We start from the raw sequence: 13,054 nt of genomic DNA on the forward strand, positions 1-13,054 counted from the left end.
AATTAAGCTGTTTCTACTTGAAGTTCTTTTTCTTTGCCTTCTGAGTCCTCTGGCAAGATGGTAGCATTTTTCAATCGTTTCATTCTTCTGTTTACATTACCTCGTACCACATAATGGTCAATGGTAGGCGCAAATACGTTCATTAAAAGAATGGCCAAGAAAACACCTTCTGGATAAGCAGGATTGAACACCCTGATCAACACAGAAATAAACCCGATGAAAAAACCATAAAACCATTTTCCCCTATTGGTTTGAGCTCCGGTTACAGGATCAGTTGCCATGTAAACAATACCGAAGGCCAAACCTCCAACAATTAAATGCTTCCAGAAATCAAAACTCATCAAACCGTAGAACTTACTGGTTTCACCTATCCAACCTGCATCTACAACACCATTAAAGATCAAACCCATAACCAAAGAACCGATAACGGCACTCAACATGATCCTCCAGCTTGCAATCTTGGAGAAAATTAAGAACAATCCTCCCAAGAGAATTAAAAAAGTAGGGGTTTCACCAACTGAACCGGGAATAAAACCCCAGAACATGTCAGAAACCGAATAAGACATTTCAGCGGCCTTGTTCTGTGCCAAATACCCCAAAATAGTTTCTCCAGAAATAGCATCCGGACCACCGGCCCTTTCAACAGCTTCATATACCCAGACCTTATCACCACTCATCCAAGTAGGATATGCAAAGAACAAGAAAGCCCTAATAGTCAATGCCGGATTCAAAATATTCATTCCGGTACCACCAAAAACCTCTTTCCCAATGACCACCCCGAATACTACGGCCACGGCCAACATCCAAAGAGGTGTATCTATTGGTACGATCAGAGGCACCAACATACCGGTTACCAAGTATCCTTCCTCTACCTCGTGACCTTTAATTACCGCAAAGATAAATTCCACAGTAAGACCCACTATGTAAGATACCGCCACGAGCGGCAATACTTTAATAATACCGATCCAGAAGTTATCCCAAGTAAGGAAATGCTCCATTACCGAGAAGTTTTCCGGAAAACCATTTACTGCTGAGTAATGCTGGTATCCCGCATTGAACATGGAAAAAAGCAAAACGGGAACCAAGGCCATAATAACCGTGTTCATCGTTCTTTTTAAATCATCCGCAGCCCTAACATGACTACCACTATGGGTAGTTTCATCCGGGGTAAACAAAAAGGTATGAAACGCATTAAAAGCAGGGGCCATTTTCTTTCCACGAAAATGGTGCTTAATAATGTGCAGCCTTTTTTTCAATGTTAATTTTTTATCACTCATCTCTATCCTATTTCTTTATGTAACAAATCAAGACCCTCCCTAATTATTTGCTGATGTGGTTGTTTGGACACACACACAAATTCCGTAAGTGAAAAATCTTCCGGGGCCACCTCGTAAAGACCAAGTTGTTCCATCTCATCCAAATCCTGAACCATACAAGCCTTTAACAACTGTAGCGGATAGATGTCCATGGGAAATACTTTTTCATACATTCCGGTAACCACAAAAGCCCTGTGCTCCCCGTTGGTATTGGTATCTAAATCGTATTTCTTATTTGGCTGCATCCAAGAAAAGGTAAGCGCCCTTGTTGCCGATATTTTATTGAAGATAGGTTTATTCCATCCAAAAAGGTCATAATCATCGCCTTCTGGAATTACGGAAACCGTATTGTTATAAAAACCTAGATAGCCATCTGGCCTACTTTTTCTTCCCGTTAGCACATCACCATTGATTACCCTAAAGTTTTCATTGGTGACACCGCTACTGTAAAGAAAAGTAGAAATTTCGGCACCTATTTTTGTTGTATAATATTTGGGAGCCTTCACGCAAGAGCCTGCAAGCGCGATCACTCTTTCCGCATTGAACTTTCCTGTCAACAAAAGCTCGCCTATAACCACCAAGTCTTGTGGCGTTACCGTCCAAACGGTTTCTCCTTTATTGATTGGATCAATTTTATTGATTTGGGTCCCCACCAAACCTGAAGGGTGCGGACCGGAAACTTTATGTAATTCCACTCCACTAACACCTGACAATGGAGAGCTGGACTGAGCACCGACGGATACATGCACCTTACCTGGGGTAAGTTTCCCCAAAGCGGTTATGGCCGCCTGCAACTCCGCCTCCTTGCCTTGTAGCACATAATCATAATTGGCTGCTAAAGGGGCACTGGCATAGGCGGAAATAAAAATTGCCTTTGGTGTAGCATCAGGATTCGCCACTATATCATAGGGACGTTGTTTTATAAAAGGCCAAACACCTCCTTTTAGCATGTATGCCTTTAATTCCTCCTTAGAGGCACTTTCCACCTGCAAAGGTGTATGGGCTAATTGTGATTGTTCCTTATCCGCTAAAATTTTCAGGGATAGAATTTTTCTTCTTGCACCTCTATTGATTTCCACCAATTCACCGCTCACAGGTGAAACAAAAAGCATATCCTCCCTATTCTTATTATAGAAAAGAGGCTCCCCGGCTTTTACCTCGGCTCCTTGCTTTACCAACATTTTAGGTGTTATTCCGTGAAAATCGTCAAGATTTATGGCGTAAACATTGCTTAGAACAGCTTTAGAAGTAGATTGCTCTGCAGCACCAACAAGATTAATGTTCAAGCCCTTTTTAATCCGAATGTCTTTAGACATATTATTGTAGACCTTAGGTTAACTGAAATATTGCGCAAAAATAGTACTTAAAGGATAGTTTTCATAATAAATGCCTATAAATTTGGATCCTATATCGATCTTAATTTATTGGGCACGCATTTTGTTTAACTTTGCCACAAAAAAAATAGCAGATTCATGCTAAGAAAATTTACATTCCTATTTTCCCTATTCTTTTTTACACAACTTATTGCCCAGGTACAAGAAGAAATTAATCCGCCATCCCATATAAAAACCGTAATTTTTGGAGGTCCAACAGAAGACCAATTTCCGGTTGTAGAACTGGGCGAAACGATACGATTGGAATTTGACGACCTTACCGCTTCGGAAAGTGATTATTACTATAAAATAATTCATTGTGATTATGATTGGACGCCTTCGCAATTACTAAAATCCCAATATTTGAACGGAGTTGACAACCAACGAATCATTGATTATGAAAATAGCTACTCTACCCTTCAACCTTATTCCAATTATAGACTGAGCATACCCAATGAAAATGTTAGCCTAAAGGTAAGCGGCAACTATGTATTGGAAATTTACGACGACAATTACGAGCTTCAATTTTCAAGAAGATTTGTGGTGTATACAGACGCCGTTCAAGTGGGAGCCACAGTAAAGCGTTCAAGGGATTTCAACTTTTTAATGGAAAAACAGGTAGTACAATTTACCATTAACGCCGGTAGTTTTAAACTTGTAAACCCCAAGAAGGAAGTGAAAGTAGCAATCATACAAAACTACCAATGGAACACGGCCCTTTACAATATTAAACCCCAATATACTATAGGCAATGAACTTGTTTACAAGTACGATCAAGAGACCAGTTTTTTTGCCGGTAACGAATATCTCAATTTTGACACTAGCGACCTTAGGGCGCCTAGCTCGCAAATAGGAAAAATTGAAATAGCGGACCTCTATCACCATTACCTATTTGCAGACGGATTTAGATCTATGGACGCTTACACCTATTTCCCGGATATCAACGGGGATTTTGTTGTTAGAACCTTGCAAGGTGAGGACCATTCCCGAGAAGCGGAATATAGTATGGTACATTTCTCCCTTCCTTATGACCCTCTGCTTAATTTGGATACCGTTTACATCTACGGAAAGTTTAACAACTATGCCCTTACGGATGAAAATAAGCTTACTTATAACGAGGACAATGGCATGATGGAGGGAACAATAAAACTTAAACAAGGGTTCTACAACTATAAATATGTGGTACACAAAGAAGACACTACTATTGATAACAGTCTAGTTGGCGGAAATTTTCATTTTACCGAGAACAACTATCTAATCCTGGTGTACTACAGAAATTTTGGAGACCTTTACGATAGCATCATAGGCATTGGGAACGCCAATTCCCGAAATATCAGCAATTAACCTATATTTATTTCCGTATCAGTAATGCTTTATGGAAAACAAACCAGTCATCAAGGAAAAAGGGCGTTACCAGGTCCATTTTAGGGGGACCGAATGTCTCAACTGTGGCCACCCCCTCAAACTAAGTGATAGGTTTTGCCCCAACTGCTCGCAGGCCAATAGCACAAAAAAGTTGTCCATAAAGGATTTTGTGGATGAATTTTTCGCCAATTACTTCGCCTATGACTCCAAACTTTTAAGAACCTTATCGGCATTACTTTTAAAGCCAGGGAGAATTACCCGGGATTATATAAACGGTAAGCGGGTTTCTTACACCAACCCCTTTCGTTTTTTACTGAGTTTGGCCATTGTTTATTTCTTGATTTTAGGCCTTACCGGAGATTTTGACCAAATTGACCTAAAACCAAATACAGCGGACCTAGCGGATTTTGACCTCAAAAAAACCTTGGACACCATTCAATACGAAAATGAAAACGAAAAGCAAAGATTACTACAGCTTGCAGATTCATTGCCTATAAGCAACTATATTGATCTTGTTTCAAAAAAGGATTCTGCCCTAAAAGCAGACCCGGTCACCTATTTTAGTTCCCTAAAAGACGAATCCAAGACATTTCGAATTTTGCGAAAACAAGATTTTTTCAATACCGTTATCAAAAATGGCAGTATTCGAACTTATAAAGATGCACTTGAAAAATATGAATTTGAAGACTCTCGAGAAAATCAATTTGCATTTACCGCAGGAAGAAGTTTTGCCAAAATAAGTGCCAACCCTGGAGACTTTTTGCGCACAATGATTTCCAGGCTACCTTTTGCGGTGTTTTTCTTTCTACCCCTTTTTACCCTGTTCATTTGGCTGGTTTACATCAGAAAAAGGTTCAATTATACCGATCATTTGATCTTTAGCTTTCACAACACATCACTATTGTTTATCTTGCTCATTATTAGCTATTTGGTCGATACGATTTTTAACAGTAAAAGTAATTGGCTGTTTTTGAGCATTTTTTCGGTTTACTTGTTTCAGGCAATGCGAAAATTCTATGGTCAAAACGTTTTTAAAACTATTGTTAAGTATCTTTTTTTAAACGCAATTTTTATTATTTTAGCTACTGTCTCGACCCTTATACTAATTACGGGAAACATTATTACCTATTAGCCCCAAGTTATAAAATGATTACACAGGTTACCAAAGGCATTAAAATTTCGGTGAACACTAGTTTTGAAGGCACTTTTTTCAAAAACTATAAAATGCACTTCGCTTTCGCCTACACCATAACTATCGAGAACCAAAGTAAGGATTCCGTTCAGCTAACTTCCAGACATTGGAAGATTCACGATGCCCTCAACGAATTAGAGATTCTTGACGGCGAAGGTGTTATTGGTAAAAAACCGGTTATTAAGCCAGGGGAGTCCCACACCTATACTTCAGGATGTTTATTGGCATCGCCTATCGGTGCCATGAGAGGTCATTACAACATGGTAAATTTTGCCTCGACAGAAAAATTCAGGGTCTATGTACCAACCTTTAAATTCCATGCTCCTTTTGCCCTCAATTAAAAGATGGTAATAAAATAGTTTTTACAATTTAAATCAAAGGGAAAACTCGTCATAGCATTCAGAATACTATGGCCTTTCTTTTTTATTTCAAATTAGTCCTCCTACCTTTGCGTATTAGTAATTTTAAAAAAATATACGCTATATGGGCAAAGGATTTTTCCAAGTACCAACTGCTGTAAACGAGCCAATTAAAAGCTACGCGCCAGGCACTCCAGAACGTGAGGAAGTTTTAGCTGCTTATAAAGAATTTTACAATGGACAAGTTGAAGTTCCTCTATACATTGGAAGTAAGGAAGTAAAAACGGGCAACACAAAACCCATGTCGCCCCCGCATGACCATCAACATGTTGTTGGCAACTACCATTTGGCAGAGAAAAAGAATGTGCAAGAAGCAATAGATAATTGCTTAACATCTAGAACAGCTTGGGCCAATCTCACTTGGGAACAACGTGCTGCGGTTTTTTTAAAGGCAGCCGACCTTATTGCGGGACCGTACCGCGCCAAAATAAACGCGGCCACTATGATCGCTCAGTCCAAAAATATTCATCAGGCTGAGATAGATTCAGCATGTGAGCTGATTGATTTTCTTAGATTCAACGTGGAATACATGTCGCAAATCTATGAGGAACAACCGGAATCTGCACCAGGAACCTGGAACCGAGTGGAATATAGACCCTTGGAAGGTTTTGTATATGCCATTACCCCCTTCAACTTTACGGCAATCGCAGGTAACCTGCCAGCTAGTGCTGCCATGATGGGAAATGTCGTTCTTTGGAAGCCAAGTGATTCCCAAATTTTTTCCGCCAAAGTAATTGTTGATGTCTTCAAAGAAGCAGGTTTGCCGGATGGAGTTATCAACGTGGTTTATGGAGATCCCGTTATGGTAACCGAAACGGTTTTGACAAGCCCAGATTTCTCTGGATTGCATTTTACAGGATCTACACATGTATTCAAAGAACTTTGGAAACAGATCGGCAACAACATTCACAACTATAGGACCTACCCAAGAATTGTAGGTGAAACTGGAGGAAAGGATTTTATTATCGCCCACCCTACAGCCAATCCACAGCAGGTAGCGACGGCTATTGCCAGAGGTGCCTTTGAATTTCAGGGGCAAAAGTGTAGTGCTGCCTCAAGAGTGTACTTACCAAAATCTATCTCCGAAGATGTTCTAGAAAGGGTTAAAAATGATGTGGGAACTTTCAACAAGCCCGGCAGCCCAGAAGATATGAGTAATTTTATTACTGCCGTTATCCATGAAGGATCTTTTGATAAATTGGCCAAGTATATTGACCAGGCCAAAAAGGACGAAAATGCGGAAGTAATCATCGGAGGTAACTATGATAAATCTAAGGGCTATTTTGTAGAGCCTACGGTTATCTTGACCACAGACCCGAAGTATACTACCATGGAAACCGAACTTTTTGGACCTGTGGTTACCGTATATGTGTATGAGGACAAGGATTGGTCCAATACCCTAAAATTGGTAGATGAAACTTCAGAATACGCCTTAACGGGTGCTGTTTTGTCCGGAGACCGCTATGCCATTGACGAAGCTACCAAAGCATTGCAAAATTGTGCCGGAAATTTCTATATCAATGACAAACCCACAGGAGCAGTTGTTGGTCAACAGCCATTTGGAGGAGCAAGAGCATCTGGAACCAATGATAAGGCAGGTTCTGCCCAAAACCTTTTGAGGTGGGTATCACCTAGATTGATCAAGGAAACGTTTGTTACACCAACGGACTATAGATATCCTTTCCTAGGGTAAGCATACACCAGAATTGAATAGAAAGGGGATGGATAACATCCCCCTTTTTTTTTATAAACCCATATTATATTTCTCGTTTGACGAGGATTTTTTTAACTGATTTCATACCTTGTGAGGAGGTAATGAATTCACTTACATTAGATTAACAACATCAACTAAAACAATTTACAAATGAAAAAAGTAGTCTTTTTACTATGTTTCTCTTGCTGCCTTATGTCTTTCGCCCAAGAGAATCTGACCCAAAACACCATACAGGGAGTTTTGAAAGGAAATCAAGAACAGGTTCTTAGCCTAGCACAAGCTTTTTCTGAAGAACAATACAATTGGCGCCCCATGGAAGGCGTCAATTCAGTAGGAGAAGCTTTATTGCATGTGGCTGGGGCCAATTATTTTTTAGCATCCAAATTGGGCTTCCCACCACCGGAAGATGTAGATATGATGAATATGGCAAAAATAACAGGCAAGGACAACATTATTGAGACCCTAAAAAAATCAAATGAATTTGTCCTGGAAAAAGTTACCAAAATAGAAGACGGCAATCTGAACGACGAAGTGGATTTTGGTTTTGCCCAGATGAATAAATTATCCGGTTTGCTTATAATAATGGAGCATAACGGAGAGCACAAGGGACAACTAATAGCCTATGCCAGATCCAACGGGGTTGTACCACCTTGGAGTAAATAAGCACAGACAATTCAATTATTCTGTTCACCCCTCTAATTAGTTTTAGAGGGGTTTTTATTTGAAATAACCAACCAAACTTCACGTCATCTACATATTAAATCCGTAAAAAGTAGCGGTAAACACAATTCTAATGTAAATTTAACGTTAATAAATTGTAAATTAAAGGTAATTAAGCCACCTTTGTACAATGATAAATGCGCAGGATTATGAAAAGAACGACGTTTGCCCAAAGAACAAGAATGATTCTCACCTGTCTCCAAATCCATATTTGGGGACACATGAAAATCTATGCTAGAAAGTATAGGAAGACCTATTACAGGATGTTGAGCTTGTAGCTTAGCCCTTAAATTTTAGAGGTAGGTACACTACTTTTTTAGTTTGGAAGAAGTCCTCTTCAAAAAAGTTGGGCAGGTCATAAATCTGAACCGTTTTATAGTCCTTAAGTTCCTCACTCAAATCGCCCCCCTTCAAGTATAAAATTCCATTCCTTCTCTCGTGCTCGGAATCCTTTTTAATTTTACCCTTCACCCAATGGGTAAAAGTAGGCATGGCCGCCACCGCCCTACTGACAATAAAATCAAACTGCCCCTTTAATTCCTCAACCCTAGAATTAACAGTAGTGATATTATTCAGCTCCAACCCTTGCACCACTTCATCCACAACCTTGATTTTCTTACCAATTGAATCTACGAGCGTAAAATCTGTTTCTGGAAAAAGTATAGCCAAGGGCACTCCAGGAAAACCACCTCCCGTGCCAACATCAAGAACTTTGCTTCCCGGCTTAAACTCTTGTACTTTGGCAATTCCCAAAGAATGGAGCACATGTCTCAAATAGAGTTCATCAATATCTTTCCTAGAAACCACGTTTATCTTTTGGTTCCAATCTTTGTACAGGTGCTCCAACTTTAAAATATTTTGCTGTTGTACATCGGATAAATTGGGAAAATATTTAAAAACTATTTCGGCTGTCATGCGTATATTTGTATGTCGGCTAAATTACTATATATACCGGTTACATAATAACTTCAATACAATTTATAAGGATAAAAGGTTGCTATTATCCATAAAAGCTTAAACTATAATGAATCGTACAACCGTAAGATTTCAACGCAAGGACCCCACTCAGTTTTTCAAGACACTTAACAAAAGGGTTAATGAGTATTTCAAAGAAAATCAATTAAAGAAAACGGGCAATTGGAGGCTTCACCTCAAGACCATTATCATGTTCGCTATTTTCTTGACCCCTTATTTTGCGATTTTAACCTTGGGATTACCAAACTGGGCTAATTTATTGCTAACGATAGTTATGGGTGTTGGTATGGCCGGTGTTGGCATGAACGTAATGCATGATGGAAACCATGGGGCCTACAGCAACAAAAAATGGGTAAATAAGCTTATGGGAAGCAGTATTTACATTTTGGCCGGCAACGTATACAACTGGCAAGTACAACACAACGTTCTACACCATACCTATACCAATATTCATGAACATGATGAAGATATGGAGGCCGGACGTATCCTTAGGTTCTCGAAGCATGCCGAGTGGAGAAAACACCACAGGTTCCAACACTTTTACTCTGTTTTCCTTTACGGATTGCTTACTTTTAATTGGGCCATTACTACGGACTTTTTACAGATGTACCGCTATATGAAGCGCAAACTTTCCTATGGGAAGCTTCCCAGCCCTATAAAAAACTGGAGTACCCTGGTTATTACCAAAATACTTTACATTACTATTTGGATCGTACTGCCATTAATATTCGTTGATGTGGCATGGTGGGAAGTACTGCTCGGCTTTTTTATCATGCACTATGTAGCAGGCGTCATTTTAAGTGTTGTGTTTCAATTAGCACACATAGTTCACGATGCCCAGACACCATTACCGGATGAAAGCGGTACTATGAAGAACACATGGGCCATTCACCAATTGTTCACCACCGTCAATTTTAGTACAAAAAACCGAATAGTCAATTGGTTTACCGGAGGGCTTAACCACCAAGTTGAGCACCATATCTTCCCCAACATCAGTCACATACATTACACAAAAATTTCTAAAATTGTGAAAGAAACTGCAAGGGAGTTTAATTTACCCTATCACGAGTATGAAACTACTAGAAAAGCTATAATTTCGCACTTCAAACATCTGAAAGAACTAGGTAAAAGACCTAGCATTCAGTTGCAATAATTTAAACCAAAAAAAATGGTGGAAGGAGGAATTTCCATCCCACCTCAACAGCTAAACAACACAGATGACTTCAACACTAGCTACGTCTAACGGACTATCTGAAAGAATTAACAGCCTAACCCCCTCGGCTACATTGGAAATGGCTGCAAAGGCTCGTGAACTTAGGGCCGCCGGCAAGGATATTATAGGCCTTAGTTTGGGCGAACCGGATTTCAACACCCCTGACTACATTAAGGAGGCGGCCATACAAGCTATTAATGACGACTACAATTCCTATACTCCAGTTGATGGATACGGTGAATTAAAAGAGGCTATCATAACTAAATTCAAAAGAGACAACCGTATTGCCTATGAACCTGCTCAAATTGTAGTTTCCACGGGTGCAAAACAAGCTTTGTACAATGTGGCACAGGTAGTGCTCAACAAAGGCGAAGAGGTTATTTTACCATGTCCATATTGGGTAAGCTATAGCGATATCGTAAAATTGGCAGATGGGGTTCCCGTAGAGGTGGAGACCACCATTGAAAATGATTTTAAAATGACCCCGGAGCAATTGGAAGCCGCTATTACCCCAAATACCAGAATGCTTTGGTATAGCTCTCCTTGTAACCCCAGCGGTTCTATCTATAGCGAAGAGGAGCTTAGGGCTTTGGCCGATGTGCTGCAAAAGCATCCACAAATTATCGTAGTTAGTGATGAAATTTACGAACATATCAACTACGGAGTTACCAAACACGCTTCCATGGCGGCATTTGAAGACATGTATGACAGGACTGTTACCGTTAATGGTGTGGCCAAAGCTTTTGCCATGACCGGATGGAGAATAGGTTATATTGGCGCTCCTACGTTCATAGCACGCGCTTGTAACAAGCTTCAAGGGCAAGTTACCAGTGGTGCCAATTGTATTGCACAGAGAGCTGTCATTACTGCACTGAACGAATCCCCTAGCAGAATTCAATACATGGTGGATAAATTCCAGGAAAGAAGACAATTGATACTCGGTCTTTTAAATGAGATTGAAGGTTTCCGTTGCAACGAACCGGAAGGTGCATTTTATGTGTACCCAGATGTAAGTGCTTATTTTGGTAAAACTTTGAATGGAGTTACTATAAACAATGCATCGGATTTGGCAATGTACATTTTGGAACACGCCAATGTGGCCACTGTTACAGGTGATGCTTTCGGGAATGGAAACAGCATTCGAATATCTTATGCCGCTTCAGAGGACGAAATTAAAGAGGCCGTTGCTAGGATCAAGAAGGCCCTTAACTAAAACAATTTCCTTTACTCACAAAAAATGCCCCGTTTTAGGGGCATTTTTTATATGTTCGAACTCTTAAAGGGCAATAAAGTTTACGTTTTCTTCCAGAAATAGGGAGAAAAGAGAATTAATACCGTAAATAATTCCAATCTTCCCGCCAGCATTAAAAAGCCGCACCACCACTTACCAATATCCGGCAGGCCGTTAAAATTACTTACAGGGTTTAAGGTACCAAACGCAGGCCCTACGTTACCTAATGAAGAAGCAGCACCACCAATGGCCGTCACAAAATCTATCCCCATGGCTCCCAGGCCCAATGCCCCTATAATAAACAGAAGCATATAGAGCACAAAAAAACCGATTATATTGTAAACAATATGCTCCTTTACGGTCCTGCCATTATAACGCACGGGAATGACGGCACTGGTATGCAATGACCTTTTAAATTCAAGCAAGCCATTTTTTATAATCAATAAATGGCGCATTACCTTAATACCACCTGCAGTAGAACCTGCAGACCCTCCCAAAAACATCAAACCAAAAAAGAATACGGTTAAAAAGGGTGTCCAACTTGTAAAATCAGCAGTAACAAATCCCGTAGTGGTCACTACTGCAATTACTTGAAACAATGTATGTCTAAAGGCACTTTCGGCATTGCCCAAAACCATGGGATGGTAATCGTTCACCACGGGACTCGCCTTAAAATATACCACTAAAGCGGCTACTATTGTAAAGAATAGGATAAAGCCCGTATAAAATTTTAACTCCTCGTCCTTTATAATTCGCTGCACCTTTCCTTTAAAAGCAAAATAGCTCAATACAAAGTTGGTACCCGCCAAAAACATGAATAAGATCACAATATATTGAATCAGCGGCTGGTCATTCCAATAGGCGAGACTCAGGTTTTTTGTTGAAAAGCCACCTGTTGACAATGTTGCCAGCGAATGGTTAATAGCATCAAAAAAGGACATCCCCGCGAGCCTCAAAAGAATGGTTTCCGCAATGGTATACCCCACATATATAAGCCAAAGTCGTTTAGCGGTATCGGTAATTCTAGGATGGAGTTTATCTGCGCTAGGCCCGGGAGCTTCAGCAGCAAAGAGCTGCATTCCCCCTATCCCCAACAATGGGAGGATGGCAATTGCCAAAACAATAATCCCCATTCCCCCTATCCAGTGGGTAAGACTACGCCAAAACAAGAGTCCTTCGGGCAGCGCCTCAATATCATCCAAAATTGATGCCCCAGTTGTGGTATAACCCGAAATGGTTTCAAAAAATGCATTGGTTATAGAGGGTATGGCATCCGAGAATAAATAAGGTAACATCCCACTGGCGGACATTACAATCCAACCGAAAGTAACAATGATGTACCCCTCTTTCTTCTTGACCTCTTTCTTATGCCCCCTTGTATAGAACATAGCAAAAGTTCCCACGAACATGGTGGTAATGGCCGCCAAGCCAATTCCCAAGGTAGCTCCGTCCTTATATATACCGCTTACAAGGGCAGCCAATAACATAAAGGCTCCATTGCAAAGCAATAACAGCCCCATGATATGGAATATGATT

General features: G+C 40.2%; 11 protein-coding genes. 7 read left to right on the forward strand and 4 right to left on the reverse strand.

The window, feature by feature from the left end; genetic code table 11:
- Positions 1-2 precede the first annotated feature (2 nt).
- Complete coding sequence (locus BIZ36_RS15405; protein WP_286174842.1) at positions 3-1,256, reverse strand: NADH:ubiquinone reductase (Na(+)-transporting) subunit B; 1,254 nt, start codon at positions 1,254-1,256, stop codon at positions 3-5.
- A gap of 23 nt (positions 1,257-1,279) precedes the next feature.
- Positions 1,280-2,632 (reverse strand): Na(+)-translocating NADH-quinone reductase subunit A, encoded by a 1,353-nt coding sequence (locus BIZ36_RS15410; protein WP_187458790.1) that lies wholly within the window; start codon positions 2,630-2,632, stop codon positions 1,280-1,282.
- 156 nt (positions 2,633-2,788) lie between these two features.
- Here BIZ36_RS15410 and BIZ36_RS15415 point away from each other — a divergent pair, with 156 nt between their 5' ends.
- The 5 genes from BIZ36_RS15415 to BIZ36_RS15435 all read left to right on the forward strand — a co-directional run bounded on the left by BIZ36_RS15415 (position 2,789) and on the right by BIZ36_RS15435 (position 8,042).
- Positions 2,789-4,033, forward strand: a complete 1,245-nt coding sequence (locus BIZ36_RS15415) for a type IX secretion system plug protein (RefSeq protein WP_187458791.1) — start codon at positions 2,789-2,791, stop codon at positions 4,031-4,033.
- 31 nt (positions 4,034-4,064) lie between these two features.
- The gene (locus tag BIZ36_RS15420; RefSeq protein WP_187458792.1) at positions 4,065-5,186 is read left to right on the forward strand and encodes a DUF3667 domain-containing protein; all 1,122 of its coding nucleotides are present in this window, start codon (positions 4,065-4,067) and stop codon (positions 5,184-5,186) included.
- Between the two features lie 14 nt (positions 5,187-5,200).
- A complete protein-coding gene (gene apaG / locus BIZ36_RS15425) occupies positions 5,201-5,587 on the forward strand; it encodes a Co2+/Mg2+ efflux facilitator ApaG/CorD (RefSeq protein WP_187458793.1) in 387 nt (128 codons plus the stop codon).
- Positions 5,588-5,729: 142 nt separating this feature from the next.
- A complete protein-coding gene (pruA, locus tag BIZ36_RS15430; protein WP_187458794.1) occupies positions 5,730-7,358 on the forward strand; it encodes an L-glutamate gamma-semialdehyde dehydrogenase in 1,629 nt (542 codons plus the stop codon).
- Positions 7,359-7,529: 171 nt separating this feature from the next.
- Positions 7,530-8,042, forward strand: coding sequence for a DinB family protein (locus BIZ36_RS15435; protein WP_187458795.1), 513 nt, complete (start codon positions 7,530-7,532; stop codon positions 8,040-8,042).
- A 336-nt stretch (positions 8,043-8,378) separates the two neighbouring features.
- Here BIZ36_RS15435 and rsmG read toward each other — a convergent pair whose 3' ends face one another.
- Positions 8,379-9,014: a 16S rRNA (guanine(527)-N(7))-methyltransferase RsmG gene (rsmG, locus tag BIZ36_RS15440; RefSeq protein ID WP_187458796.1), complete on the reverse strand. Its 636-nt coding sequence runs from the start codon at positions 9,012-9,014 to the stop codon at positions 8,379-8,381.
- Positions 9,015-9,123: 109 nt separating this feature from the next.
- Here rsmG and BIZ36_RS15445 point away from each other — a divergent pair, with 109 nt between their 5' ends.
- Both BIZ36_RS15445 and BIZ36_RS15450 read left to right on the forward strand, forming a co-directional pair.
- The gene (locus BIZ36_RS15445; protein ID WP_187458797.1) at positions 9,124-10,227 is read left to right on the forward strand and encodes a fatty acid desaturase family protein; all 1,104 of its coding nucleotides are present in this window, start codon (positions 9,124-9,126) and stop codon (positions 10,225-10,227) included.
- A gap of 64 nt (positions 10,228-10,291) precedes the next feature.
- Complete coding sequence (locus BIZ36_RS15450) at positions 10,292-11,500, forward strand: pyridoxal phosphate-dependent aminotransferase (protein ID WP_187458798.1); 1,209 nt, start codon at positions 10,292-10,294, stop codon at positions 11,498-11,500.
- A gap of 80 nt (positions 11,501-11,580) precedes the next feature.
- Here BIZ36_RS15450 and BIZ36_RS15455 read toward each other — a convergent pair whose 3' ends face one another.
- Positions 11,581-13,038 (reverse strand): TrkH family potassium uptake protein, encoded by a 1,458-nt coding sequence (locus BIZ36_RS15455; protein ID WP_286174843.1) that lies wholly within the window; start codon positions 13,036-13,038, stop codon positions 11,581-11,583.
- Between the last annotated feature and the right edge of the window lie 16 nt (positions 13,039-13,054).

This window comes from Cytophaga sp. FL35 (assembly GCF_014349235.1).
Lineage (GTDB): Bacteria > Bacteroidota > Bacteroidia > Flavobacteriales > Flavobacteriaceae > Euzebyella.

Excerpts from the sequence above, each read along its gene's own strand:
- BIZ36_RS15415 (WP_187458791.1), top strand. The coding sequence starts at position 2,789 with ATGCTAAGAAAATTTACATTCCTATTTTCCCTATTCTTTTTTACACAA.
- BIZ36_RS15450 (WP_187458798.1), top strand. The coding sequence starts at position 10,292 with ATGACTTCAACACTAGCTACGTCTAACGGACTATCTGAAAGAATTAAC.
- pruA (WP_187458794.1), top strand. The coding sequence starts at position 5,730 with ATGGGCAAAGGATTTTTCCAAGTACCAACTGCTGTAAACGAGCCAATT.
- rsmG (WP_187458796.1), bottom strand. The coding sequence starts at position 9,014 with ATGACAGCCGAAATAGTTTTTAAATATTTTCCCAATTTATCCGATGTA.
- BIZ36_RS15435 (WP_187458795.1), top strand. The coding sequence starts at position 7,530 with ATGAAAAAAGTAGTCTTTTTACTATGTTTCTCTTGCTGCCTTATGTCT.
- BIZ36_RS15455 (WP_286174843.1), bottom strand. The coding sequence starts at position 13,038 with ATGGGGCTGTTATTGCTTTGCAATGGAGCCTTTATGTTATTGGCTGCC.
- apaG (WP_187458793.1), top strand. The coding sequence starts at position 5,201 with ATGATTACACAGGTTACCAAAGGCATTAAAATTTCGGTGAACACTAGT.
- BIZ36_RS15420 (WP_187458792.1), top strand. The coding sequence starts at position 4,065 with ATGGAAAACAAACCAGTCATCAAGGAAAAAGGGCGTTACCAGGTCCAT.
- BIZ36_RS15410 (WP_187458790.1), bottom strand. The coding sequence starts at position 2,632 with ATGTCTAAAGACATTCGGATTAAAAAGGGCTTGAACATTAATCTTGTT.
- BIZ36_RS15445 (WP_187458797.1), top strand. The coding sequence starts at position 9,124 with ATGAATCGTACAACCGTAAGATTTCAACGCAAGGACCCCACTCAGTTT.